At 37.7% G+C, this 26,642-nt stretch carries 22 protein-coding genes and 9 tRNA genes; 21 read left to right on the top strand and 10 right to left on the bottom strand.

Features of this window, described 5'->3' with window-relative positions; genetic code table 11:
• Positions 1 to 48: 48 nt before the first annotated feature.
• Entirely contained in the window at positions 49 to 963 is a 915-nt protein-coding gene (locus tag ACNART_RS10265) for a Gfo/Idh/MocA family protein (RefSeq protein WP_349442987.1), read from the bottom strand.
• A 306-nt stretch (positions 964 to 1,269) separates the two neighbouring features.
• Here ACNART_RS10265 and ACNART_RS10260 point away from each other — a divergent pair, with 306 nt between their 5' ends.
• Entirely contained in the window at positions 1,270 to 1,617 is a 348-nt protein-coding gene (locus ACNART_RS10260) for a hypothetical protein (protein ID WP_232797509.1), read from the top strand.
• A gap of 89 nt (positions 1,618 to 1,706) precedes the next feature.
• Here the strand turns inward: ACNART_RS10260 and hemF are convergent, their stop codons facing one another.
• Positions 1,707 to 2,615, bottom strand: coding sequence for an oxygen-dependent coproporphyrinogen oxidase (gene hemF, locus ACNART_RS10255; RefSeq protein WP_198619736.1), 909 nt, complete (start codon positions 2,613 to 2,615; stop codon positions 1,707 to 1,709).
• A gap of 133 nt (positions 2,616 to 2,748) precedes the next feature.
• Between hemF and ACNART_RS10250 the strand changes: the two genes are divergently transcribed.
• From ACNART_RS10250 to cysM, 8 genes are all read left to right on the top strand, one after another.
• Positions 2,749 to 3,186 carry a GNAT family acetyltransferase gene (locus tag ACNART_RS10250; protein WP_109371471.1) on the top strand — a complete coding sequence of 146 codons (438 nt, stop codon included), beginning with the start codon at positions 2,749 to 2,751 and terminating at the stop codon, positions 3,184 to 3,186.
• 350 nt (positions 3,187 to 3,536) lie between these two features.
• Positions 3,537 to 4,133: an RpoE-regulated lipoprotein gene (locus tag ACNART_RS10245; RefSeq protein WP_232797508.1), complete on the top strand. Its 597-nt coding sequence runs from the start codon at positions 3,537 to 3,539 to the stop codon at positions 4,131 to 4,133.
• 153 nt (positions 4,134 to 4,286) lie between these two features.
• Complete coding sequence (locus ACNART_RS10240) at positions 4,287 to 5,183, top strand: Dyp-type peroxidase (RefSeq protein WP_109370951.1); 897 nt, start codon at positions 4,287 to 4,289, stop codon at positions 5,181 to 5,183.
• 236 nt (positions 5,184 to 5,419) lie between these two features.
• Positions 5,420 to 6,439: a thiosulfate ABC transporter substrate-binding protein CysP gene (cysP, locus tag ACNART_RS10235; RefSeq protein ID WP_198619737.1), complete on the top strand. Its 1,020-nt coding sequence runs from the start codon at positions 5,420 to 5,422 to the stop codon at positions 6,437 to 6,439.
• Complete coding sequence (gene cysT, locus ACNART_RS10230) at positions 6,439 to 7,272, top strand: sulfate/thiosulfate ABC transporter permease CysT (protein ID WP_072068681.1); 834 nt, start codon at positions 6,439 to 6,441, stop codon at positions 7,270 to 7,272. The genes cysP and cysT overlap by 1 nt, the downstream gene beginning before the upstream one ends.
• Positions 7,272 to 8,114, top strand: a complete 843-nt coding sequence (cysW, locus tag ACNART_RS10225) for a sulfate/thiosulfate ABC transporter permease CysW (RefSeq protein ID WP_196534097.1) — start codon at positions 7,272 to 7,274, stop codon at positions 8,112 to 8,114. Before cysT ends, cysW begins: the two co-directional genes overlap by 1 nt.
• A gap of 32 nt (positions 8,115 to 8,146) precedes the next feature.
• Positions 8,147 to 9,235 carry a sulfate/thiosulfate ABC transporter ATP-binding protein CysA gene (gene cysA / locus ACNART_RS10220; protein ID WP_198619739.1) on the top strand — a complete coding sequence of 363 codons (1,089 nt, stop codon included), beginning with the start codon at positions 8,147 to 8,149 and terminating at the stop codon, positions 9,233 to 9,235.
• Between the two features lie 173 nt (positions 9,236 to 9,408).
• A complete protein-coding gene (gene cysM, locus ACNART_RS10215; RefSeq protein ID WP_198625812.1) occupies positions 9,409 to 10,293 on the top strand; it encodes a cysteine synthase CysM in 885 nt (294 codons plus the stop codon).
• Positions 10,294 to 10,647: 354 nt separating this feature from the next.
• On the opposite strand, the gene crr is transcribed toward cysM, so the two are convergent.
• The 4 genes from crr to cysK form a co-directional block, all read right to left on the bottom strand.
• Positions 10,648 to 11,157, bottom strand: coding sequence for a PTS glucose transporter subunit IIA (crr, locus tag ACNART_RS10210; protein WP_036935451.1), 510 nt, complete (start codon positions 11,155 to 11,157; stop codon positions 10,648 to 10,650).
• 49 nt (positions 11,158 to 11,206) lie between these two features.
• Positions 11,207 to 12,934: a phosphoenolpyruvate-protein phosphotransferase PtsI gene (ptsI, locus tag ACNART_RS10205; RefSeq protein WP_198619741.1), complete on the bottom strand. Its 1,728-nt coding sequence runs from the start codon at positions 12,932 to 12,934 to the stop codon at positions 11,207 to 11,209.
• 137 nt (positions 12,935 to 13,071) lie between these two features.
• A complete protein-coding gene (ptsH, locus tag ACNART_RS10200) occupies positions 13,072 to 13,329 on the bottom strand; it encodes a phosphocarrier protein Hpr (protein WP_006533407.1) in 258 nt (85 codons plus the stop codon).
• A gap of 330 nt (positions 13,330 to 13,659) precedes the next feature.
• On the bottom strand, positions 13,660 to 14,613 hold the full coding sequence (gene cysK, locus ACNART_RS10195) for a cysteine synthase A (RefSeq protein WP_109370945.1): 954 nt from the start codon (positions 14,611 to 14,613) through the stop codon (positions 13,660 to 13,662).
• 235 nt (positions 14,614 to 14,848) lie between these two features.
• Here cysK and ACNART_RS10190 point away from each other — a divergent pair, with 235 nt between their 5' ends.
• The gene (locus ACNART_RS10190) at positions 14,849 to 15,379 is read left to right on the top strand and encodes a hypothetical protein (protein ID WP_232797507.1); all 531 of its coding nucleotides are present in this window, start codon (positions 14,849 to 14,851) and stop codon (positions 15,377 to 15,379) included.
• Positions 15,380 to 15,496: 117 nt separating this feature from the next.
• Here the strand turns inward: ACNART_RS10190 and cysZ are convergent, their stop codons facing one another.
• Positions 15,497 to 16,267 (bottom strand): sulfate transporter CysZ, encoded by a 771-nt coding sequence (cysZ, locus tag ACNART_RS10185; protein WP_198619742.1) that lies wholly within the window; start codon positions 16,265 to 16,267, stop codon positions 15,497 to 15,499.
• Positions 16,268 to 16,493: 226 nt separating this feature from the next.
• On the opposite strand from cysZ, the gene zipA reads away from it, so the two are divergent.
• The 4 genes from zipA to ACNART_RS10165 all read left to right on the top strand — a co-directional run bounded on the left by zipA (position 16,494) and on the right by ACNART_RS10165 (position 21,400).
• On the top strand, positions 16,494 to 17,519 hold the full coding sequence (zipA, locus tag ACNART_RS10180) for a cell division protein ZipA (RefSeq protein ID WP_409281909.1): 1,026 nt from the start codon (positions 16,494 to 16,496) through the stop codon (positions 17,517 to 17,519).
• A gap of 58 nt (positions 17,520 to 17,577) precedes the next feature.
• Entirely contained in the window at positions 17,578 to 19,605 is a 2,028-nt protein-coding gene (ligA, locus tag ACNART_RS10175) for an NAD-dependent DNA ligase LigA (RefSeq protein WP_198632662.1), read from the top strand.
• A gap of 228 nt (positions 19,606 to 19,833) precedes the next feature.
• The gene (locus ACNART_RS10170; RefSeq protein WP_099073755.1) at positions 19,834 to 21,018 is read left to right on the top strand and encodes a NupC/NupG family nucleoside CNT transporter; all 1,185 of its coding nucleotides are present in this window, start codon (positions 19,834 to 19,836) and stop codon (positions 21,016 to 21,018) included.
• 166 nt (positions 21,019 to 21,184) lie between these two features.
• Complete coding sequence (locus ACNART_RS10165; protein ID WP_023581656.1) at positions 21,185 to 21,400, top strand: DUF3820 family protein; 216 nt, start codon at positions 21,185 to 21,187, stop codon at positions 21,398 to 21,400.
• A 261-nt stretch (positions 21,401 to 21,661) separates the two neighbouring features.
• On the opposite strand, the gene ACNART_RS10160 is transcribed toward ACNART_RS10165, so the two are convergent.
• From ACNART_RS10160 to gltX, 3 genes are all read right to left on the bottom strand, one after another.
• Positions 21,662 to 21,737, bottom strand: a tRNA-Ala gene (locus ACNART_RS10160).
• Positions 21,738 to 21,764: 27 nt separating this feature from the next.
• Positions 21,765 to 21,840: transfer RNA gene (locus tag ACNART_RS10155), tRNA-Ala, on the bottom strand.
• Between the two features lie 156 nt (positions 21,841 to 21,996).
• Complete coding sequence (gltX, locus tag ACNART_RS10150; protein WP_109370941.1) at positions 21,997 to 23,415, bottom strand: glutamate--tRNA ligase; 1,419 nt, start codon at positions 23,413 to 23,415, stop codon at positions 21,997 to 21,999.
• Between the two features lie 319 nt (positions 23,416 to 23,734).
• Here gltX and ACNART_RS10145 point away from each other — a divergent pair.
• The 7 genes from ACNART_RS10145 (at position 23,735) to ACNART_RS10115 (ending at position 24,482) form a co-directional block, all read left to right on the top strand.
• Positions 23,735 to 23,810, top strand: a tRNA-Val gene (locus tag ACNART_RS10145).
• 40 nt (positions 23,811 to 23,850) lie between these two features.
• Positions 23,851 to 23,926, top strand: a tRNA-Val gene (locus ACNART_RS10140).
• Positions 23,927 to 23,969: 43 nt separating this feature from the next.
• Positions 23,970 to 24,045: transfer RNA gene (locus ACNART_RS10135), tRNA-Val, on the top strand.
• 41 nt (positions 24,046 to 24,086) lie between these two features.
• Positions 24,087 to 24,162: transfer RNA gene (locus tag ACNART_RS10130), tRNA-Lys, on the top strand.
• A gap of 38 nt (positions 24,163 to 24,200) precedes the next feature.
• Positions 24,201 to 24,276 (top strand) — tRNA-Lys (locus tag ACNART_RS10125).
• A 40-nt stretch (positions 24,277 to 24,316) separates the two neighbouring features.
• Positions 24,317 to 24,392, top strand: a tRNA-Lys gene (locus tag ACNART_RS10120).
• A gap of 14 nt (positions 24,393 to 24,406) precedes the next feature.
• Positions 24,407 to 24,482: transfer RNA gene (locus ACNART_RS10115), tRNA-Val, on the top strand.
• Positions 24,483 to 26,642 lie beyond the last annotated feature (2,160 nt).

Here is a 26,642-nt window from a genome sequence, read left to right as displayed (position 1 = left end):
AAAACTGAGTTCAATTTATAATGAACTCAGTTTTTTTATACCTGGAATTTATTGATTAGCTAACATTTTTTCTATCATGAGTTGAGCAACAATGGCTTGCTCTCCACTTGTCGATGGCTCTGTATTATTCGTAACACATTCAATAAAGTGTTCCACCGCCCCAATAAAACCTCGTTGTAATAAAATGGGGTCCCAATTTTCTGGATGTTTTTCAGTGAGCCTACTTCTGCTTTCACTGCGCCATAAATTCATATTTGTAATTTGATGGATTGCATCTTCATCAACGGCAATAATCTGCTCTTGCTGGCTTCCTGCTTTTCTGTGCATTGATGTTGTTATCCAGCAATCGTTGATTTTTAAATGATGTTCAGCATAAAAAAGTGCATTTTCTTTTGTTTGGATAATACTACCACTTAATAATTTAGCGTTTGAACCTGCTAACCAAAGTGCCGTATCAACAACATGTAAATAGTCATCAAACAAGGTAAAACGAGTCTCTTTAGGGCCGACACTATCACATCGATGTTTATCAATTCTTAAAGAAGAAAGGTGGGTAATATTTTGTTTCAACTGATGATAAAAGGGGGCAAAGCGGCGATTAAAACCCACCATGATTTTTTTATTTTTCTTGGCAGCAAGCTCAATAAGTGCCTCAGATTGGTGAATATGTTCTGTTAAGGGTTTATCAACATAAACATGTACACCTGCGTTTAATAAATAGTCTATAACTTCGAAATGACTTGAAGTTGTACTATGTACAAATATCGCATCACACTGTTGAGCTAAAGCACTTAAGCTAGTGAATAAAGGGATACGATAAGTGGCACAAATTATATTCCCTTTTTCCTGATTAGGTGAAAATGCGCCTATAAATTCCCACTTAGAAGCTTTACTTAAAATAGGTAGATAAACTTTTTGTGCAATTGATCCTAAACCGACCATACCAATACGTAATTTTCTCATTATTTACCTTCCTTATTTCTTAGATCGCATGATTAGTTTAAGACAAGAAAAATGATAAATTTTTCAATTTTATATTTTTTCAACATACTTGCATGATGGGAGCTTTGATATATTTTAGTGAGATAAATTATGAAAAATAGATATCACTGTCTTAAATGAGGTGTCACAGCTTATTTAACATTTAATTTGTCGTTTTTTATGCTCAATAATTATTCAATGAGATTAAGCTTCATAAAAAATTAATTATTTCTTTAAAAAAATAGCTAAAATGCAATTGATTCCCATTCGTCTTAATGAGCTATTACTTTGAAAAAAACGATCATCATTGCATCAATTTTTACGCTTTCTGCATGTGCAACACCTGAAAAATGGGAAGCAAAAACTACAAATCCATCACCGTTAGATATTGCTAAGAATATGTGTATGCAAGAAGCTAAAGCGCGATATCCCGCGAGATATGTGGCTTCAAGCCAGCCTTCTTTTGCTCCTATGAGTATAAATGGTAAAGATATTCCTAATTCAGGCGCAGGAGCATCTCTTCCTTCCGATGCTAATGAATGGGAACGTAAAGACTATTTCAATACCTGTATGAGAGCAGAAGGGTGGGAAAACAAAAATAAAGTGACAGGTTTACTGGCTTTTTTGTTTAATTGATTTTAGGAAATATTTGTTATTAAACTTCTCGTTTGATTCTAGTAAAGCCACATTTTTAATGTGGCTTTACTCTCAATGAATGAAGTATTTTATACCCACTCTTTTTGGATCAAAAAGTCACTGTATAACTTTGCTTCTGGGGTATTCGGTTCGGGCGAGTAATTGTACTGAAAACGGACTAAGGGAGGCATCGACATTAAAATGGACTCTGTTCTTCCGCCGCTTTGTAAGCCAAATAATGTACCTCTATCCCACACTAAATTGAATTCAACATAGCGGCCACGGCGATAGAGTTGGAACTGGCGTTCACGCTCTCCCCAAGGCATTGATTTGCGCTTTTCAACAATAGGCAAATAGGCATCAAGATAACCAAGCCCAACCTGTTGGACAAATTCGAAACAATGGTCAAAATCTGGAGTATTTAAATCATCAAAGAAAAGGCCACCTACACCACGAGGTTCATTGCGGTGTTTAATATAAAAATAATCATCACACCATTTTTTATAACGAGGGTAATAATCTTCACTAAAAGGAGTACAAACCGATTTAGCTACTTTATGCCAATGAATAACATCTTCTTCAAACCCATAATAAGGTGTTAAGTCAAAGCCACCACCAAACCACCAAACAGGATCTTCTCCCTCTTTTTCAGCAATAAAAAAACGCACGTTAGCATGAGAAGTTGGAATATAAGGATTAAGAGGATGAATTACTAATGAAACACCCATTGCTTGAAAACGACGTCCTGCTAATTCAGGGCGATGTGCAGTGGCAGATTTCGGTAATGTGTCGCCATAAACATGCGAGAAATTGACGCCAGCTTGTTCAAAAAGAGCGCCATTGGTTAAAACGCGAGTACGACCACCGCCTCCTTCTTTTCTTTCCCAGTTATCTTGCTGAAAAGTGGCTTTTTGGTCTATGTTTTCAAGAGAGCGACAAATCGTATCTTGTAGTGATAAGAAAAATTCTTTAACGCGATGAATATCAGGCAAATTCATAATAACCTACAATTTTTATCATATTTATTAAAAATAGAACTCCATATTGTCTATGTTCTCATTTTCAAGTTGATTCATAAACTAAACAAGCGATAATAAATTCAGATTTATGTGACCGATAATGGGCAAAACCATGGAAATACGTGTATTTCGCCAAGATGATTTTGAGGCAATTATTACACTTTGGGAGCGTTGCGATTTGATATCGCCTGATAACGATCCTGAAATTGATATTGAAAGAAAAATAAACCACTCACCAGATTTGTTTCTGATCGCCGAAGTCGCGGGTGAACTCGTGGGTAGTGTGATGGGGGGCTATGATGGTCATCGTGGTTCTTTATACTATTTAGGTGTTCATCCAGATTTTCGAGGAAGAGGCATTGCGAATGCATTGATCTCTCGGTTAGAGAAAAAGCTGATCGCGAAAGGGTGTCCTCAAATTACATTAGTTGTACCAGAAGAAAATGATGCAACAATTTGTATGTTTGAGAAGTTATTGTATGAAGATCAAAACCAAGAAAGCACAACTTATACTAAACGATTAATTGTTGATCAGGATTTTGATCTTTAATTGTGTTTAAAACCCCTGATATCTTTAGGGGTTATTTCTCTTCCCTTTCTATTCTTCCCTTTATGCTTATCTCTTTTTTCTTTGTTTCTATTCTTACATTTGTACTTCTTATTTTATGCGTAAAATCTGATATTGCCTTTTCTGTGGAACAAAATGTTATGTTGATGGTCGTAACTAGGCTTTCTTTTCATGTGGTTATCTAAGATCAAATCAGTAAATATTTTGTTATGCTGACTTATTGCGACAGTTTTAGTCTGATGATTGAGACGATACAAAGAGTAAGATAAGGTGTACTTAATAACCTCAATATCTATTTTAATGTGTGACGAAAAAGTTTAATGGAGAAATAAATGATGCCTAAGTTTTGGTTACCCTTGTGTTTAAGCACAAGTGTTTTGCTATTAAGTGGCTGTTCATCCATGGGAGGAATGTCTTTTTCTGCACTAAATCCGATGAATTGGTTTTCAAATGATACGTTAACAATTTCTGCCAATGGATTAGGAAATATTACCAGCTCAACCAAAATAGCAGAAAGTGAAATAAAAAATGAGCTAGGGAGTAGCTTCAATTATCGTGAAGGCATGGAGATGCAAGGTAGCGATATTATTGTTGTAGTCCAAGCGCTTGAAGATAATAAAGTTCAAGTAGCTTTCTATGGCAAAGAAAAAGGCACTGTTGAGAAAATAGAAGTCTTTGATGCCAAGGCTACGACAGATTGGGGTACAACGATGGGTACACCATTTAAAGATATCTATAAAAAAGCATTTGGTGTGTGCAGCAAAGGTTCTAAAGATGAAAAACAGAGAACTATTTTATGTCAATCCACAGAAGCTAAATCGGTGAGTTATGTCTTTAGTGGTCAATGGGATGGTCCTGATGGATTAATGCCACCTGATGAAGTTCTATCTAACTGGACGTTAACGCAAATTATTTGGCAGAACAAATAGCCTTCACGCTATTCCTTATGCTATTCCTTATAAAACAAGGAAGATTTTATAATCAGACTGTCCGATTTTTGTTAAAAGGCAAATCTTCAGAAAAAAATATTCGATATAATTAACATCATTCTAGGTGTTTTGATTATTGATTAGGAAAGCAATATGTCTCATGCACAAAGTGGCATTTTAGTCGCACATAGTAAATTTGGTCTTTTTATCGAAGCAATGGTTGTCGGTGAATTAGAGGCTCTGCGTGAAGGATGTCAGAAATTCATGCAATCATTATCTGATTTACAAAAGCAATTTCCTGATGCATCACTAGGCGCAGTTGTTGCATTTGGTTCTGATCTCTGGAAAAAACTTTCCGATGAAAATAGCGCACCAGAGCTCAAACCTTTTCGCCCTCTAGGTAAAGGTTTAGCGCCTGCAACACAGCGCGATCTTCTTATTCATATCCAATCTATGCGTCATGATGTGAATTTCTCACTAGCACAAGCCGCAATTGCTGCTTTTGGTGATGCAATCAAAGTTGAAGAAGAAATTCATGGTTTCCGTTGGATAGAAGAGCGCGATTTAAGTGGTTTCATTGATGGCACAGAAAATCCACAGGATGATGAACGTTATGGTGTTGCACTAATTAATGACGGCATTGATGCTGGTGGTAGTTATGTTTTAGTGCAACGTTATGAGCATAACCTGAAAAAATGGGCTCGTTTTAGTGAATCAGACCAAGAAAAAATGATCGGTCGCACTAAAAAAGACAGTGTTGAACTTGATGAATCTGAGCGTAATGTGACATCTCATGTTTCTCGTGTTGTGATTGAAGAAGATGGTGAAGAGCTAGCGATTTTACGCCACAGCCTGCCTTACGGTACTGCAAGCGGTAAACATGGTTTATATTTCTTAGCTTACTGTGGTCGTTTATATAACATCGAGCAGCAACTATTGAGCATGTTTGGTGAATTAGACGGCAAACATGATGACCTATTACGTATGAGTAAACCTGTAACGGGAAGTTATTACTTCGCACCTTCTTATGAAGTATTAAAATCACTGTGATTATTATCTAGTGTTAAATACGCTTTATTAATGAAATGCCTGCTTTAAAAGCGGGCATTTTTGTCTGAATTTTTTTCATATAAAGAGTAATTGATGCAAATTTAATTAATTAGCCTGAGTTTTATTCATTTTTAATATCTTATAGTTATATCAAATAACAAAAGCTAACTACACTGTTATAAATAAAGTCGATAGAGTAACCATTAGAATAAAACTTACAATGATGGGTACTTTTAATGAAGAAAAACATGATCAGAACCTTTGCATTACAAGCAACCGCAGCATTGTCTTTGGTGGTTAGTAGTTATGCAGGGGCGGCTCAATTACTTAATAGCTCTTATGATATCGCCAGAGAGTTATTCACACAGCTAAACAGCGACTTTAAAACGCAATGGGATGCACAACATCCTGACGATAAAGTCACCATCAAACAATCACATGCAGGCTCTTCTAAGCAAGCACTTGCAATATTGCAAGGTTTACCTGCGGATGTAGTGACCTATAACCAAGTTACTGATGTGCAAATTTTGCATGATAAAGGCAAATTAATTCCTGCTGATTGGCAACAACGTCTTCCTAATAATAGTTCACCTTATTATTCCACCATGGCGTATTTAGTACGCAAAGGAAATCCCAAGAACATTACTTCATGGGAAGATTTAACCCGTGAAGATGTCAAAGTGGTTTTCCCTAATCCTAAAACATCGGGTAATGGTCGCTATACCTATTTAGCCGCGTGGGGCGCTTTTGAAAAAGCTTATGGTAACGATGAGAAAACACAAGAAGCGATGAAGAAATTCCTCAAGAATGTTGAGGTGTTTGATACAGGAGGCCGTGGTGCAACGACTTCTTTTATTGAACGTGGACTCGGAGATGTATTAATAAGCTTTGAATCTGAAGTTAATAATATTCGTCAACAATATGGTGAAGATGAATATCAAGTCATTGTGCCACCTGTTGATATTTTAGCTGAATTTCCAGTCGCTTGGATTGATAAAAATGTTCAACGTAACGACACCGAAGCACTGGCAAAAGCTTATCTAAACTATTTATACAGCCCGAGAGCACAAGAGATCATCACGCAATTTAATTATCGCGTAAATGATAAAGCGGTCATGGCTGAAAAAATAGCACAGTTCCCAGAAACGTCACTATTTACGGTTGAAGAAGTATTTGGTGACTGGAATAACGTGATGAAAACACATTTCACGACAGATGGCATGCTTGACAAGTTATTAGCGCAAGGACGTCAATAATGTTTACCACAACCAGCAAACGGGTTTTACCGGGATTTGGATTAAGTTTAGGTGGAACACTGTTTTATACCTGCTTGATCTTACTGTTACCAATGAGTGCGCTGGTTGTGCAACTTTCTGATATGAGTTGGGCTCAATATTGGGCAGTAATCACGCATCCACAAATTGTGGCCGCTTATAAAGTCACGCTATTAGCGGCGGCAGTTGCCAGCATTTTTAATGCTATTTTCGGTATGTTGCTTGCGTGGATCATTACTCGTTACCGTTTTCCAGGTAGACAACTGCTTGATGGTTTAATGGATTTGCCTTTCGCTTTACCTACGGCTGTTGCTGGTTTGACACTCGCAACGCTTTTTTCAACACAAGGCTGGTACGGTTTTGTATTGGATAAATTTGATATAAAAGTCATTAATACATGGATTGGCATTGCCGTTGCTATGGCTTTTACCAGTTTACCTTTTGTTGTAAGAACGGTTCAGCCAGTTCTTGAAGAGTTAGGCCCTGAGTATGAAGAAGCGGCTGAGACGCTAGGAGCGAGTCGTTGGCAGACTTTTCGTAAGGTTGTATTACCTGAGTTATCACCGGCACTAATAGCGGGAACCGCGCTCTCTTTTACGCGCAGTTTAGGTGAGTTTGGCGCCGTTATTTTTATTGCTGGCAATATTGCATGGCAAACAGAAGTCGTTTCTTTGATGATTTTTATTCGATTGCAAGAATTTGATTATCCTGCGGCAAGTGCCGTTGCTTCTGTAATTTTACTTGTTTCATTAGTCTTACTGTTTTCAATTAATGGATTACAAAGCCGATTTGGTCAACGGTTAAGGGGGCATTGATGTCAGATATTATGCAACAACGCTCGGTATATCGTCGCCAAATTGATTGGGTAAAGTGGGGGTTAATCTTTACTGGCGTTGTGTTATCCATTTTATTTTTAGTTGTGCCTATTGCGTGGATCTTTATGACCGCGTTTTCAAAAGGCGTTGAAATATTTACTGAGAATTTATTAGACAGCGATATGTTACATGCTGTCTGGTTAACGGTTCTCATCGCGCTAATCACTGTACCTGTCAATATGTTGTTCGGTGTCAGTATGGCATGGCTTGTCACGCGCTTTCGTTTTCCGGGGCGTCAACTGTTAATGACGTTGATAGATATTCCATTTGCAGTATCTCCAGTGGTTGCTGGATTACTTTATCTGCTTTTTTACGGTAGTAATGGCTGGGCTGGGCAGTGGTTATCGCAATTTGATATCCAGCTTATGTTCTCATGGCCGGGAATGGTATTAGTTACGGTGTTTGTCACTTGCCCTTTTGTAGTCAGAGAACTGGTGCCAGTGATGATGAGCCAAGGTAGCCAAGAAGATGAAGCCGCCGTGTTATTAGGAGCGAGTGGTTGGAAGATGTTTTGGCGAGTGACGTTGCCTAATATTCGCTGGGCATTGCTCTATGGTGTTGTATTAACGAATGCTAGAGCAATTGGTGAATTTGGTGCGGTTTCTGTGGTGTCTGGTGCTATTCGTGGCGAAACCTATTCACTACCGTTACAAGTGGAATTACTTCATCAAGATTACAATACCGTTGGTGCATTTACGGCGGCTGCATTACTCGCCATGATGGCAATATTCACTTTAATGTTTAAAAGTGCATTGCAATGGCACTTAGCTCGTCAGCAATGACATCATTATTTACACAAAAGTAGAGGCAAAATATGAGTATTGAAATTAATAGTGTCACAAAATATTTTGATCGCACTGAAGTGTTGCATGATGTCAGTCTTGATGTGGCTTCAGGTGAAATGGTGGCGCTGTTAGGGCCTTCAGGATCGGGGAAAACGACACTTTTACGTATTATTGCAGGTCTTGAACATCAAACCCAAGGAAGTATTCGTTTCGAAGGGCAGGATGTTAGCCGATTACATGCGAGAGATCGCAAAGTCGGTTTTGTTTTTCAGCATTATGCATTGTTTCGTCATATGACCGTATTTGAGAATATCGCTTTTGGTTTAACCGTATTGCCCCGTCGTGAGCGCCCTAGCAAAGACGCAATTCATAAAAAAGTTGAGCAGTTATTAGAGATGATCCAATTGCCTCATTTAGCTCAACGTTATCCTGCACAATTGTCAGGCGGACAGAAACAGCGTGTAGCCTTAGCAAGAGCATTGGCCGTTGAACCTCAAATTTTGTTATTAGATGAGCCTTTTGGTGCTTTAGATGCCAAGGTGAGAACCGAATTACGCCGTTGGTTACGTGAATTGCATGAAGAGCTTAAATTTACCAGTGTCTTCGTCACTCATGATCAACAAGAAGCGATGGAAGTAGCTGATCGCATTGTGATTATGGGAAATGGCAAAATAGAGCAAGTAGGAACACCACAAGAAGTGTGGCAATCACCAAAAAGTCGCTTTGTTTTAGAATTTTTAGGTGATGTGAACCACCTAAAAGGTGAAATTAATGGCGCTCAATTACAGATCGGGGGATATCACTTGCCATTATCTGTGACACCGCTTTATCAAGGTTCGGTAGATGTGTTCTTACGTCCGTGGGAAATTGCATTAAGTGCACATGCCAATAGTGTTTGCAGATTACCCGTTAAGGTTATTGAGGTATCACCCAAAGGGCATTATTGGCAGTTAATTTTACAGCCATTAGGATGGAGTGAAACACCTATTACTGCAATTTGGAATGATATTTCTTCGGCGCCAGCAAAAGGAAATACCTATTATATGGGAGGTGCTCAAGCCCGTTTATATACGGGAGATACTCCCTTAAATACAGTATCGTTAGCTTATACCGCTTAATTTTATTAATAGCATAGCCTTTTATTATTTCTCACCCATGCTTATTTTTAGCGTGGGTGTTTTGGTTTTTACGAAAGTGTAGAGACTTATCGAATTACGTTAATGTTATTGCGTTAATAAGTTAAATGTGATTTCTTCATTAATACAGACAAACAAATGAGCAGGGACTTATTGTGGCAGGGTTAGAACAATTTATTGGTAATACACCATTAGTAAAACTACAACGACTTACACAAGAGGTAGACGCTGAAATATGGGTTAAGCTTGAAGGTAATAATCCCGCAGGTTCAGTAAAAGACAGAGCTGCATTATCGATGATTGAACAAGCGGAATTACGCGGTGAAATAAAGCCAGGTGATACGTTGATTGAAGCAACCAGTGGTAATACGGGGATTGCCTTAGCGATGATTGCGGCGGTAAAAGGTTACCGTTTAAAGCTGCTAATGCCTGAGAATATGAGTAAAGAGCGTCAAGCATCAATGCAAGCTTATGGCGCAGAATTGATTTTAGTGAGTCGTGAAATCGGTATGGAAGGTGCGCGAGATCTCGCACAACAAATGGAACAACAGGGCGAAGGTAAGGTATTAGACCAATTTAATAACCCCGATAATCCAAGAGCACATTTTATGTCAACAGGCCCTGAAATTTGGCAACAAACACAAGGTCGTATTACGCATTTTGTTTCGAGTATGGGAACAACGGGTACAATCACAGGTGTGGGAAGTTACTTAAAAACACAATCTAATAGTGTGCAAGTGATAGGCCTTCAGCCTGAAGAAAAAAGCCAAATTCCAGGTATTCGTCGTTGGTCACCAGCTTACTTGCCGGGTATCTTTAAAAAAGAGCTGGTGGATAGTGTGATAGATATGTCTCAAATCGAAGCAGAAGAGACGATGCGCCAGTTAGCTAGCCAAGAGGGTATCTTCTGTGGCGTAAGTTCTGGAGGGGCTGTTGCTGGCGCTCTGCGCGTTGCAAAAGAGAATCCTGGTGCGGTGATTGTTGCGATTGTGTGTGATAGAGGCGATCGTTATTTATCTACGGGCGTTTTCTCGTCATAATTCAAGTTATAGCGTTGTTGACTGCGTTCACTCACCCTAGTCACATACTAATGTATGCTCCTAGGGACTTATTCACTTGCCGCCTAGCTACACCTTGAATTATTTAGAGCATTTTACGCGTCATACTTCAAGTTATAGCGTTGTTGACTACGTTCACTCACCCTAGTCACATACTAATGTATGCTCCTAGGGACTTATTCACTTGTCGCCTAGCTACACCTTGAATTATTTAGAGTAAGAACATTGTCGAATGAGTTAGAGTAGTTTTTAGTTTTTAGTTTTTAGTTTGTGTTTTTTAAATATAAAAACCGCCACATTATTGGTGGCGGTTTAAATAGAGAACATCACAGAAGATTATTTTTTAATCTGAATAATAACGGTTTCACCAACAGTAACTGGGCCTGTCATTTTGGTTAAACCTTGAATTTCATCCATATTAGAGATAACAACCGGAGTTAGAACTGATTTTGCTTTTTCTTCTAATACAGCTAAGTCAAATTCTAAAATCGTATCACCTACTTTTACTTGCTGACCTTCTTCAGCGATACGTTTAAACCCTTCACCTTTCAGTTCAACAGTGTCGATACCGAAGTGGACAAACAACTCGATACCGTTGTCAGACTCAATAGAGAAAGCATGGTTAGTCTCGAAAATTTTACCGATAGTACCATCGACTGGCGCAACAATTTTATTACCAGCAGGTTTGATAGCAATACCGTCACCTACGATTTTTTCAGCGAAAACAACATCAGGAACATCTTCGATATTGACGATTTCACCAGAAAGTGGTGCAACAATATCAATCGTGCCACTGCCTTTCTTTTCCTCTGAAACCAGTGATTTTAATTTATCAAACAGACCCATGAATCTTCTCCTAATTATTGTAGTTGGGACCGGGCTCTGGCTAATGCGATTAGCATAGTGTCTTTTCTTTAGTAAAAGTTTCTACTAAGTCCATCAATTCTTTTGCAGTTGGCTGAGCAAGTGCTTGCTCTGCTAGTGCTCTTGCATCATCGTAATTCGCATTACGGATCACTTTTTTGATGCGAGGAATTGAAATCGCACTCATACTAAACTCATCTAATCCCATGCCGAGAAGGAGCAATGTTGCTCGTTCATCTCCAGCAAGTTCACCACACATTCCAGTCCATTTACCTTCAGCATGTGATGCATCAATCACCTGTTTTATCAGGTTGAGTACTGCAGGTGACATTGGATTATATAGATGAGATATCAGCTCATTTCCACGGTCTACAGCCAGAGTATATTGTGTTAGATCGTTAGTCCCAATACTAAAAAAGTCAACTTCTTTTGCCATATGACGAGCCATCACTGCTGCGGCTGGGGTTTCTACCATCACACCGACTTCAATAGATTCATCAAAAGCTTTCTTTTCTTCACGAAGCTGGCTTTTCAGTATTTCAAGTTCTGCTTTCAATGCACGGATCTCTTCAACAGAGATAATCATTGGAAACATAATGCGTAGTTTACCAAAAGCAGATGCTCTTAAGATAGCACGTAATTGTGGATGAAGGATCTCTTTACGGTCAAGACAAATACGAATTGCACGCCAGCCTAAGAATGGGTTCTCTTCTTTTGGTAGGTTCATGTAAGGTAAGTCTTTATCGCCACCAATATCCATAGTACGAATAATGACCGCTGGGCTTCCTACAGCTTCAGCTACCGCTTTATAGGCTTGGAATTGCTCATCTTCTGTTGGTAAAGAGTCTCTATCCATAAATAAGAACTCTGTACGATACAGACCAACACCTTCAGCACCGTTACGTTCAGCACCAGCAACATCTCGAACTGTACCAATATTAGCGCAAACTTCGACTTGATGCCCATCAAGTGTAATAGCAGGTAAGTCTTTGAGTTTTGCTAATTCTTCTTTTTCGTGTAGATACTCTTCTTTGATAGCTTTTAATGCTTCGAGTTCCTCATCTGATGGATTAATAATGATTTTGTTATTAATCGCATCAAGAACAAGATAATCGTCTTTTTTAATGGTTTGTGTCGCATTAGATGTTCCCACGATAGCTGGAATTTCTAATGAACGAGCCATGATAGATGTGTGAGACGTTCTGCCACCTAAGTCAGTGATAAAACCTAATACGTTGTCTAAGCTTAATTGCGCAGTTTCAGAAGGGGTAAGGTCAGTTGCAACTAAAATAACTTTTTCTGAGATAGCACTTAAATCGATAATTGGCATCTCTAAGATATTGCGCATTAAGCGTTTTCCAATATCACGAACGTCAGCTGCACGTTCTTTTAGATATTCGTCATCTAACGCTTCTAATGCGGTTGCTTGATCTTCAATAACAGATTGAACCGCAGCTTCAGCGGTTTTTTTGTCACTTTTGATAAGAGTAACAATTTCTTGTTCTAACTCTTCATCTTCTAGCAACATGATATGGCCTTCAAAGATTTCGGCTTTATCCGCACCAAGGTTCTTTTCAGCACGCTCTTTAATAATTTCTAGTTGTTGTGCAGATTTGTTACGACCGTCTTTAAAGCGTTCGATTTGATTTTCAATTTCATCACTTTGGATCTTACGTTGGCTAATGATGATAGGTTCTTCTTTGAGGAGAAGGGTTTGACCAAATGCGATACCGGGTGACGCTAAAATTCCTGAAATCATAATTTATCCTACGACTTGCTGGTGATAATCTTAAAAGAATAGGATTGCAAAATACTGTTGTTTTAAAATCATCATTGAAATTAACTCCCCTGAATGGTTTCAGGGGAATAAATAGTGCGTTAATGCTTAATTGCGAATTACTCTAATTCCGCCATTAATTTTACCAATGCTTCAACAGCTTGTTTTTCATCTTCGCCTTCAGCAGAGATAGTTACAACAGTACCTTGGGTTAAGCCTAAAGTTTGTAATTTGAAAAGGCTCTTAGCGCTGGCAGATTTACCGCTAGAGATAAGCGTGATATCAGAAGAAAATGTTTTGGCTTCTTTTACAAATTGTGCCGCAGGACGAGTATGTAAGCCGTTTGGTGCTGTAATAGTAACTTCTTGCTGGTACATAGGATTTTTTCCTTTTATAACTCAATTGTTCACATTAAGTCAGGACTTAGTAAGTGTAGATGAATTTGTCCTGCTTTGCGTAGCAATATCAGATAATATTAAGCCGTAAAGCGTCATCTGATAAAAATAGTGTTCAGAAAGATAAAAGAGTTCGTTTTGTCATCTCGGTTATTTTCTGATTAATTTCGACCTTCGAAATAATTAATTGATTAAATACTAAACTCGAAGAAATAAATCACCTGTCTGGATAACAAACTTTGATCTCTACCACAAAAAAAGCACCATTGAGGTGCTTTTTTAATAAATATTTTACAATTGAGATGACGCGATTTAGCTGTCAGAAATGTCAGCAAAAAGTGGAGTGCTTAAATAACGTTCACCTGAAGAAGGTAAAATAACCACAATTTCTTTATTTGCAAATTCTGGTTCTTTTGCGAGTTTTACTGCAGCTGCAATAGCTGCACCTGAAGAAATACCCGCAAGAATACCTTCTTTAGTCATCAGTTCACGAGCAGTATCAAAGGCTTCTTCGTTAGTGATTTGAATAACACGATCCAGTAACGATAAATCTAGGTTTTCAGGAATAAAGCCAGCTCCGATACCTTGGATTTTATGTGGACCCGGTTTTATTTCTTCACCTGCGAGAGCTTGAGTTATAACAGGGGAGCCTACTGGTTCAACAGCAACCATTGTTACCGCTTTACCTTGTGTCTTTTTCAAATAGCGACCAATACCCGTAATAGTACCACCAGTGCCGACGCCAGCAATAACAGCACCTACTTCACCATCAGTATCATTCCAGATTTCAGGACCTGTGGTTTTTTCATGAATTTCAGGGTTAGCTGGATTACTAAATTGTTGTAGTAAAAGGTAACGCTTAGGATCGCTATCACGAATTTCATTGGCTTTATCAATGGCACCTTTCATGCCTTTTGCGCCTTCAGTCAGCACTAAATTAGCACCTAATGCTTTGAGTAATTTACGGCGTTCTACACTCATGGTATCTGGCATCGTCAGTGTTAATTTGTAGCCACGAGCTGCTGCAACATAAGCCAGAGCAATCCCAGTATTACCACTGGTAGGTTCTACAAGCTCAACGCCTTCTTTAAGAATGCCTTTTTTTTCTGCATCCCAAATCATGTTGGCACCGATACGGCATTTTACACTGAAGCTTGGGTTACGAGATTCCACTTTAGCCAGAATGTTGCCATTTCCGAAATGTTTTAAGCGAATTAAGGGAGTGTGCCCAATAGTTTGCGAGTTGTCTTCGAAAATCTTGCTCATTTTTATCCTCGGTACATAATTTTTATAAGGTCAGATGAAATTACCATACGCCATCAAGCTAAAGATGGAAATAAGCTTTATGAATATACTTATAACTTTTTTCTCTTTTTATTCCAAAAGGTTCTAATCAAGAGTCAGTGAGACGATTCACAAATTAATAAATCAAGAGATGTACAGTATATTGATGGCTGATAATCTATTTTTAACCACATTTACTGCAAATACAGGGGTCATAATGGAAACCATTGAAGAGTTGATTAGTGCGCTTGAACTCGCCGTACCTGAATTAGATGCGCAAGCTTTGCGTGAAAATTTACCCGAGTCAGATGCTCAAGAAGATGTCCTTAATTGGCTATATGAATCACTCTCAGCTCAAGGATTAATGGACTATGTGGAGTGGACAGAATATTTCGGTGATATTCCTGATCTAAAATCGTTAGAGCACATCTCTTTGCCTGAATCACCGAGTGCGTTGATTTTATCTCAAGTTGAAAATATTGACTGGGATGAGGTGAGTGTAGATCCTTATATGTTGCCTTATGAACTACCTTATTTGGAATATATTAACCACTTTTTGACAGAAAAAGGGTTACGATTGGTCGATCTTACACCGTTTGAAAATGCTTATATTCTCTGCATTCGAGATGATGAAGAGATTATTGAAAAACTAGATGGCGCATTAAATATCTTTGAAATGGGTATTAATGAGCGTGAGCCGATGGATAGAGAAGAAACGAAAGATTATATTCGTTCATTAATTGAGTAGTCTGGTTAATAACAAAATAAGCTAAATCACATTTTAGAAAAACCATAAAATAAAACCCCGTCTAAGAAGAATAAAACGGGGTTTTTTTATATTTATCGATATGTCGCTAAATTAGGTTTACCACTGCCCATCTTGCACATGTTGTTTACGATAACGATCGCACCACATTGCTGTTGCACCACAGATCGCAACTGGCATGATGACTAAATTTAGAATAGGGATCATGGTAAAAATATTAATAATCATACCAAATTGAAGATTATTCCATTTATCCTGTTTAAGCGAAGATTTCATCTCTGCAAATGAAATTTTATGGTTATCAAATGGAAAGTCATTATATTGAATTGCCATCATCCAAGCACCAAAAGCAAACCATAAAACAGGCGCAACGGTTTGTCCGATAGCAGGAATAAAATAGAGCAATAACAAAACAATAGCGCGAGGTAAATAATAAGCTATTTTAGTTAACTCACGCTTTAAAATACGTGGAACATCTTTCAATATACCTGCAACACCCGTATCTGGTGGGGCAATGCCAGTTATTTGGCCTTCTAATTTTTCAGCCAATAATCCATTAAACGGAGAAGCAATAATGTTGGCTAAGGTGCTAAAGAAATAAGTGAACACTAATAAGATAAAAATAACGGATAATGGCCAGATCAAATAACTCAACCACTGTAACCAATCAGGAATTTTTTCCATCATCCAATTGACCATGCCATCAATTTGACCATATAACCACCAAAAAGCGCTTCCGAGAATAATAATGTTGGCAAGTAAGGGTAAGATAACAAAACGCTTCAGCCCTTTGCGTGTAATTAAACGCCAACCAAGAGCAAAATAATGAAATCCATTTAAATTTTTATTCGTTTCTGTCAAATTTGTCATACTTCCTATTCTCTCCAATGAGGGCAAGCTAGTATCATATAGGGAGATAATCAGCCTTACTAGTCATGAATTGTCTAAAAAACGCGCATAAGAGATTGAAGTGTGTATCTTTGTGACAAGAAAATTAAGTATTGGCTTGCACTTATGAGCATTGGCAAATACTCTTAGTAAAAAGTAATATTTGCCAACGTGGCTATTAAACCTCAAGACAACAGAGATAGAAATGATGCAGCAAAATTTGCGTCTGATATTAATCGTTGTTGGTGCGATTTTAATCATAGCTTTGTTATTACACGGCTTATGGATTGGTCGAAAAGAGCGTTCTAAGCTTTTCCGTAATCGCCCAGTAAAACGTCAGAAACAGAATTATCAGTCAGATGAGAACGATGACGAACCACAATATGCTGAGGTTAGTCATCAGACATCAACTTTATCCTCTACTGAAAAGCGGGAGAGTGAGCCACCGATAAAATCGGAGCCTCTACATGAACCTGAAATTTCAGTGGTAGATAGAGATCCATTAATGTCTGAAAACCAAACAAAAGGGAATTCTCACGACACTTCATTACAGCAAGAGCCAAGCCTTGGTGTTTTTGATGTTATTGAAAATGAGCCTGTACCGATTGTTAGGGATGAGCCAAAACAAGCTCCTGTGGTTAATGTTGCGAGTGAAATAAAATCACACGTTAATACAGTAAGCCCATCAGCGAGTTTTGAGCCTTCAATTTCAGAGACAACGGCTCATGTGACTCCTGTTGAAACTGAGGCTTCGCATCATGCTCCGGCTGAAGAGCCAAAAGTTGAATCTGCTCCGCAAGCAACAGAAGCAGAGAAAGAGCTGGTTATTGTTCTAAACGTAAGTGCACATCATGGCCAAATGCTGGATGGTGAAGTGTTGATGCAAAGTATCATTCAAGCTGGATTCCAGTTTGGCGAAATGAATATTTTCCATCGACATCTCAACCCAACAGCCAATGGGCCTGTGTTGTTTAGTTTAGCGAATATGGTGAAACCAGGAACATTTAACATTGATACGATGGCTGAATTAACGACACCAGGTGTATCGATGTTTATGATGGTGCCATCTTATGGTGATGCTAATCAAAACTTTAAATTGATGTTACTTACGGCTCAACGAATAGCATCTGATGTAGGTGGTGTTGTGCTGGATGATGAACGCAAACTCTTAACGCCACAAAAAATCGAGCTTTATAAATCTAGAATTCGCAGGACGCTGGATTTAAATCAATAGCTTTATATCTGTAAAAAAAGCCCCCGCTTGCGGGGGTTTTTCTTCTTTGGTGATAATCATGAATAAAAACACTCAACAAAAAATTGATAAACTTCGCGTTACTCTACGTCACCATGAATATCTCTATCATGTCATGGACGCACCTGAAATACCTGATGCTGAATACGATCGCTTAATGAATGAGCTAAAAGCATTAGAAGCTGAACACCCTGAATTAATTACCTCTGATTCGCCTACACAGCGAGTTGGTGCTTTACCCCTAACGGCATTTGAGCAAGTGAGACATGAAATTCCGATGCTCTCCTTAGATAATGCTTTTGATGAAACAAGCTATCTGGCTTTTGATAAGCGTTTACGTGATCGTTTAAAAAATAGTGAAGAGATCACTTTCTGTTGTGAATTAAAATTAGATGGATTGGCAGTGAGTTTACTTTATGAAAATGGAGTATTAGTACAAGCTGCAACGCGTGGTGATGGCACAACAGGGGAAAATATCACTGAGAATGTGAGAACAATCAAAGCTATTCCACTGCGTTTATATGGTGAAGATATTCCTGCTCGTATTGAAATTCGTGGCGAAGTCTTTATGAATGAAAAAGGCTTTGAATATTTAAACGAAGAAGCGCGCCGCACAGGCGGAAAAGTTTTTGCTAATCCTCGCAATGCCGCAGCTGGCTCATTAAGACAGCTTGATCCTCGTATTACAGCAAAACGTCCATTAACCTTTTTCTGTTATGGTGTCGGTGTACTTGAAGGTGGCGAATTACCTACAAGTCACTATGAGCGCCTACAACAATTTAAAAAGTGGGGATTGCCTGTTAGCGATGCTGTAAAACTTTGCACTGGTAGCAAAGCAGTACTTGATTTTTATCACCATGTAGAAGAAGTTCGCCCCAATTTAGGTTTTGATATTGATGGGGTTGTTATCAAGGTTGATGATATTGCATTGCAAGAGGAACTGGGTTTCGTATCAAGAGCACCACGTTGGGCTATTGCTTATAAATTCCAAGCTCAAGAGCAAATGACGATTATCAAAGATGTCGAATTCCAAGTAGGGCGCACTGGAGCGATTACACCTGTTGCGCGTTTAGAACCTGTTCAAGTTGCAGGTGTTGTTGTGAGTAATGCAACGTTACACAATGCTGATGAAATTGAACGCTTAGGAATACGCATTGGCGATACGGTCGTTATTCGTCGAGCTGGTGATGTTATTCCTCAGGTTGTCAGTGTGATTGAAGAAAAGCGCCCTGATGATGCTAAAGAAATTGTCTTTCCGACACATTGTCCTATTTGTGATTCTGATATTGAGCGCATTGAAGGCGAAGCGGTTGCTCGTTGTACTGGTGGCTTAATTTGTGGAGCGCAACGTAAAGAAGCACTTAAACATTTTGTTTCACGTCGAGCTATGGATGTCGATGGAATGGGCGATAAAATTATCGACCAACTGGTTGAGAAAGAATATGTCAAAACACCAGCAGATCTCTTCCGTTTAGATGAAAAAATTCTATCTGGTTTAGAGAGAATGGGTGAAAAATCAGCTAAAAAATTGATCACTGCTTTAGATAAGGCTAAATCAACGACATTTGCACGTTTTATTTATGCACTTGGTATTCGAGAAGTCGGTGAAGCAACAGCAAGTGGATTGACAACACATTTCTCAACCCTTGATGAATTACGAAATGCAGATGTAGAAGCGCTAAAATTAGTCCCTGATGTGGGTGATGTCGTCGCTAAACATGTCGTTAATTTCTTCCAAGAGGAACACAATAGAACGGTTATAGATCAATTGATCAATGATGCCGGTATTACATGGCAAGCGCCTGTTATTGTGACTCATGAAGCGGGTGATAATCCTTTTGCGGGTAAAACCGTTGTGTTAACTGGGTCACTTGCACAGTTAACGCGTGATGAAGCAAAAGACAGATTAATGGCGTTAGGCGCAAAAGTAAGTGGAAGTGTTTCTAAAAAAACTGACATGGTCATTGCGGGTGAAGCAGCTGGTTCTAAGTTAGTGAAAGCTAACGAATTAGGGATAACTGTTATCGATGAAGATGAAATGATACGATTACTTGATCAATCGAAATAATCATCCTAATATTTAATAAATGCTACTGGGGAAATCTTCTCAGTGGCATTTTCACTTAAGCTAAATTCACATTTAATGTTTCTTAAGTAACTTTCAAAGTGTGATCAACCTATCTTATTTAATAAATAGTGTGTATGCGGTTTCATGAGATTGTGACAGTAGTCACATCGTAATGTTACGCGTTACATAAAATGCTCTACAAGATTTATTTTTATTTTTGGAGCATGCATGTCCTCTATCATTCACTTCGTTTTAGCACTCGCCGTTATTGGCGCATTAGCATTCGTTGCGAGTAACAACCGCAAAGGGATCCGTCTGCGTTATATCGTGCAGTTATTAGTTATTGAAATCGCATTAGCATGGTTCTTCCTCAACTCTGATGTTGGTGAAGGCTTTGTTCGTGGCTTCGCTGGATTATTTGATCACTTATTAGGCTATGCCGCACAGGGTACTGAGTTTGTATTCGGTGGCATGATGAAAGGTGGTTTAGCATTCTTCTTCTTGAATGTTTTATGTCCAATTATCTTTATTTCTGCATTAATTGGTATTCTTCAACATATCAAAGTATTACCTTTCGTGATCCGCATTATCGGTACTGTGCTTTCTAAAGTGAACGGTATGGGGAAACTGGAATCATTCAACGCGGTGAGCTCACTGGTTCTTGGCCAATCAGAGAACTTTATTGCCTATAAAGATGTATTAGGCAAAATGTCTCAGCGTCGTATGTACACTATGGCTGCAACAGCAATGTCGACAGTATCTATGTCAATTGTTGGTGCATACATGACAATGTTAGATCCAAAATACGTTGTTGCTGCTCTGGTACTGAATATGTTCAGTACATTTATCGTTCTTTCTGTGATTAACCCATATTCTGTTGAAAATGAAGAAGATATTCAAATGGGTAGTCTGCATGAAGGCCAAAGCTTCTTTGAGATGTTAGGTGAATACATCTTAGCGGGTTTCAAAGTTGCATTAATCGTTGCTGCAATGTTGATTGGTTTCATTGCATTAATCGCTGCTGTGAATGCGATTTTCAGCATGATTTTTGGTATCAGCTTCCAAGATTGTTTAGGTTACGTTTTCTATCCATTAGCATGGGTAATTGGTGTGCCAGAACAAGATGCATTACGTGTTGGTAGTGTGATGGCAACAAAATTAGTGTCTAATGAATTCGTTGCAATGGGTAGCTTACAAGATATCGCTTCTGAGTTAACACCACGCTCTGTGGGGATCTTATCTGTATTCTTAGTCTCATTTGCTAACTTCTCTTCAATCGGGATTGTAGCAGGTGCGATTAAAGGTCTGAATGAAGTACAAGGTAACGTTGTTTCTCGTTTCGGTCTGAAATTACTGTTCGGCTCTACATTAGTAAGCTTCTTATCAGCCGCTATCGCAGGTCTGTTTGTTTAATCTCTGAAGATAAAACAGATAGCATGTGAATAAAATAACAATGTAAACAGCGTCACTTGTTAATCAAGTAACAGAAAATAAAGCAGTACCTTTGGGTACTGCTTTTTTTATCTTTAAATTGCCCTATAATCGGTTCTATTCCTTCAATGACAACGTGGTAGAAAACATGCTAGAGAAACAGCATCTTATCGATATAGCAAACACTCAAATGCCATTTGGTAAGTACAAAGGGCGTATGTTGGTTGATTTACCTGAAGAATATTTATTGTGGTTTGCAAAGAAAGGCGAGTTTCCTGAAGGTAAGCTTGGTCAACTTATGGAGATGACCTTAGCAATTAAAATTGAAGGTCTAGAAGGGTTATTAAAGCCATTAAAGCGGTGATGCTAATTATTGTTTATACCTGATTTTTCAGGAGGTAATGCATTAATAATTTTTTGGCTTAATTCAATAAATAATGACAATACATTTTCTAATTCACTCTTTTTCATAAATATGCCATCTCATGAATTATGTTAACTAAAGTTAATATTATCAGGCCATTCATTTTTTATGGCTTGAATATGGGCTTACCCGCAATATTAAAAAGTAGAGGGAGTAGAAAACAAAAAATCCCGAAGATTTCTCTTCAGGATCTTAAAATTCTGGTGGAGCTAAACGGGATCGAACCGTTGACCTCTTGCATGCCATGCAAGCGCTCTCCCAACTGAGCTATAACCCCACATATTAGATTGTTCTAGAAGTATATTGGTGGAGCTAAGCGGGATCGAACCGCTGACCTCTTGCATGCCATGCAAGCGCTCTCCCAACTGAGCTATAGCCCCAACATACTGGAACGGGCTTGATAATAGGCAACAAGCACAATACTGTCAATCAGTTAATCTCACATTATTTATTGATTGCTGAAAAAGAGTACAAAAAAAGATACATTCCCCATTTTAGGAATGTATCTTTCTTAATAAGCAAGATTAACGTGGCAATTAAGCTTGGTTTTCTCTTTCAGTAATAAAGTCTAATGCTTTATTAATACGTGCAATGCTACGCGTTTTACCAATAGCGTGAACGGTAACATCTAAGCCAGGAGATTGACCTGCACCTGTTACAGCAACTCGTAATGGCATGCCCACTTTACCCATACCCACTTCTAATTCATCAGCAGTATCTTGAATGGCTTGGTGAACATTTTCAGCCGTCCACTCTGTAATTGCTGATAACTTATCACGAACAACTTCTAATGGTTGACGAGCTACTGGGCGTAAATGTTTTTTCGCGGCAGCTTCTTCAAAGGTTTCGAAATCAACATAGAAGTAATGGCAACTTTCAGCCATCTCTTTTAATGTTTTGCAACGTTCGCCTAATAATTTGATCAGTTCAACCAATGATGGACCATTACTGGTATCAATATTTTGTTGTTTGATATGCCAATCTAAATGAACTGCAACTTTCTCTGCTGGCAGTGTATTGATGTAATGATGGTTTAACCAAAGTAATTTATCAGTATTAAATGCACTTGCTGATTTACTGATAGCTTCTAAAGTGAAGTGTTCAATCATTTCATCAATAGTAAAGATCTCTTGGTCACCGTGGGACCAGCCTAAACGTACTAAGTAGTTTAATAGTGCTTCTGGTAAATAGCCGTCATCACGATATTGCATTACGCTGACTGCGTTATAACGTTTAGATAGTTTTTTACCATCGTCACCTAAAATCATTGATACGTGAGCATATTCAGGTACAGGCGCACCTAATGCTTTGAGAATATTGATTTGGCGAGGTGTGTTATTGATATGATCTTCACCACGAATAACGTGAGTGATTTCCATATCCCAGTCATCAATAACAACACAGAAGTTATAAGTTGGAGAGCCATCAGTACGGCGAATAATCAGATCGTCAAGCTCTTGGTTACTAAATTCTATCGGGCCACGAATTTTGTCATCAAAAATAACAGAACCTTCTTGTGGGTTTAAGAAACGCACAACATGAGGCTCATCAGCGCTGTGATTATGGTTACCGCCACGGCAACAACCATCGTAACGAGGTTTTTCACCTTTCGCCATTTGATCTTCGCGTAGTTGTTCTAAACGCTCTTTAGAACAATAGCAACGGTATGCAGTACCCGCAGATAACATTTGATCAATCACTTGGTTATAGCGATCGAAGCGTTTAGTCTGATAATAAGGACCTTCATCCCAATTCAGATTTAACCAATTCATACCGTCCATGATTGCATCGATGGCTGGCTGTGTAGAGCGTTCTAAGTCGGTGTCTTCTATACGCAGTACAAATTCGCCCTTATTGTGACGGCTATATAACCAGGAATAAAGTGCGGTACGCGCACCACCAACATGTAGATAGCCAGTAGGACTTGGTGCAAAACGGGTTTTTATTTTACTCATTGGGATTGCCTTTGTACGTCTTACTTATATAGATAAGTAATCGTGATTATCAAAAAAACGAAATGGTTGCCTTATTTTATCACTGGATGCTAATTCCTCAATGGCATTAAGCTTTTAACAGAGATAAATTTTTCAAATTGATGATTTTTTGTTTGACGAAGAGTATCCGTAGGATTACTTTGATTAATTGCTGTGTCACTTATGGTGCTAAAAAAAGCATCTTGACTAAAAATAAAACGAACGATCATTTTCACGATAAAAAACTGATAAAAATCGTTGACTCATAGCGCAGTATCCCTATAATGCACCCCATCACGACGGGCGGTTAGCTCAGTTGGTAGAGCATCTCCCTTACAAGGAGGAGGTCGTTGGTTCGAGCCCAATACCGCCCACCATTATTTTTCGTTGTGATAAGTTGTATGATTTAGTGTAATTGGGCGGTTAGCTCAGTTGGTAGAGCATCTCCCTTACAAGGAGGAGGTCGTTGGTTCGAGCCCAATACCGCCCACCAATTACATTAAAGCGTGGTAGTGAGAATTTAGTCATCATGAAGTGGGCGGTTAGCTCAGTTGGTAGAGCATCTCCCTTACAAGGAGGAGGTCGTTGGTTCGAGCCCAATACCGCCCACCACTTCATTCGGTTATTTCGCGCAATATCACACATTTAGGTATGGGTCGTTAGCTCAGTCGGTAGAGCAGTTGACTTTTAATCAATTGGTCGGGCGTTCGAATCGCCCACGACCCACCATTCCTAAAAATACAACATAAAGTAGTGAACATTGTGACGGGTCGTTAGCTCAGTCGGTAGAGCAGTTGACTTTTAATCAATTGGTCGGGCGTTCGAATCGCCCACGACCCACCATTCACAAAGCTACTTACAGATTTACGCAAAATTATTAAATGGGTCGTTAGCTCAGTCGGTAGAGCAGTTGACTTTTAATCAATTGGTCGGGCGTTCGAATCGCCCACGACCCACCATTTAATAATAAAGCGGGCGGTTAGCTCAGTTGGTAGAGCATCTCCCTTACAAGGAGGAGGTCGTTGGTTCGAGCCCAATACCGCCCACCACTTCTTTATTCCTTCGTTATAATTTCTTCTTTGTTCTCCCTAGTACTTCTCAAAAACAAGCAACAATAGTTATTTTGTTTTTAATACCTGTGTTATTGCCGTTTAGTTGCATTCTTTTAAGCCTTAATTGTTTTTTCTATATCTGTTGTTTTATCATCTTGCTCATACATGCCCCGTTCATGACCGCATATCTTTACTCACATGCTTTCCTAATCCTTGTATTGGCATATACCCTATACCCAAGGCAATACTTAGCGGCTTATTTTGTTCCTTTGGTGCTATTCGTTTCTAAGGCTGTTTTAACTTGCTATTGCATTGTGTTTTCTGTGAAAAGTGATCATTAGTCGGTTTCTTTATTACGCTTTTTTACATTCTGTTATGTTTTTATCATTTAAAGTGGAGGCGCTTAAAAAGAAAATCACTCTTCTATTGTTAAGTTAATCATTTGGGATGAGGGGGCTCAGTAGAAAGTATGTATTTATTTTTGAGTGGAGCTCAAATATTGAGCCGAAAATATTAAAAAAATTACTCTAACTGAAAAAGAAAGATCTACTCTCTTTAGGCGTAGAAATAGGCATTTTCAGTTTATTAATAAAATTAAATAACCTCAGAGACACGGTTATAAATTATTTGAGCACTTTTTATGAGCAATATCTCTCATAAAATGAGTAAGTTAAAACATTTTAAATCAGCATTGAAAAATATGTGGCACGCATTTTTTAAGAAAAAATTCAGAAGATTAAAAGATAAAAATAGGGCTTTATAGTTAATACTTCTTACTTTTTATAAACTATAGGATAGCGCTAACAAGAAGAAAGATAAAATATAATGATGTTTTATCTTCTTTATTCTTCTTTTTTAAAGATATGATAGAACGGAATATCTTATTTAACTCCATGATTTAAAATAAATTAATCTTAAAATTTGATATTTATCAATTTTTTTCATCATAATGAACTGGATAGTAAATGATATAAAGCAAAAAACACTTGTTTCATCATTAAGTGATTTGTCCTGAAGTGGTTAATTTCATTTTTTACGAAAAATGGAGAAAATTGTGCATTTAGTAGGAATATAAATTATATAAAAATATTAATGTTTATTTTGCCCTAAGAATAACTCTTATATGGAATAGGTGTGATTACTTAGGACGTAAAAAGATTAATTTTTGTTTTTTTTAACAAAATTAGATCATGCTAAAGGCGATATTTAATAGTTCATCCCCTCGTTAATTTGGCTTAAGATGCGATGATTACACTATTTTTGTAATGCATCAAATACGGGTATTTGAGTGAAAAAGAAAGAATAGTATTTTATGCTCATAAAAAGAATGGTTTTTATGGTAATAAGCATAATCTTCAAATAACTTACTGATAAAACAAAAATATTTATATTCACATTCACCTTTTTTCTATTTCATAAAGAAGATTTTTAATCTAATTGAAAATTAAAATAAGTTATTCATTAATAAAAATTCAAAAAAAATGCGTAATTAAATCTATAATTTTTTATTCTGGAGTAATAAAGAATTGTGGATCTTGAAATATATTTAGTTGAAAGAGTAAGGGTTTATGCTTATATAAATTAATTAACAAATGTTTAAAATGAGATTTATATCCATATTTCAATGTAATGCATGTAATTCATTGAAATTAAAGTGTAATATTGACTTTTTTATAAACTCATCAGATTTCATTGATATTGCTTAAGCTATTTAATAAAAATAAGAAAATCGTTACCTTTATGAGGTTAATTTATTATTTTAAATAAATTAGACTGATATAAGTTGATTTATTTTTACACAATTCAAACAATCGCACTTTAAATTAAGCTTGTAGTAGATAATAATTCTAATTAATGAGTAAAGTTTAAGGGAAAAAAAGCGTAATTTTATAAATAAAATATTTTAAATGCATGAAAATAAAGGAAATATACCATTATCCTAGGTATTCTTTACTAGTGTGAGTAAATCATTGTGCTTGCACTGTCTTTTTTCGACTAGTTGAAAGTGTTTAAATGCGTAGTATATTATTTACATATGATAAGTCATGTTATGAATTGTAATATTTCTTATCTACTAAAAATAATATTTTATTAAAACAAAAAGGTGTCCTCGATAGTATATATTTTTATATATTATTACGCAGGAACACACCATTA

Origin of the sequence: Proteus sp. LHD240705, from assembly GCF_047921555.1 — a bacterium.
Taxonomy (GTDB): Bacteria; Pseudomonadota; Gammaproteobacteria; order Enterobacterales; family Enterobacteriaceae; genus Proteus.
The sequence above is the reverse complement of the archived record's forward strand: the minus strand, read 5'-3'. Positions and strand labels throughout refer to the sequence as shown.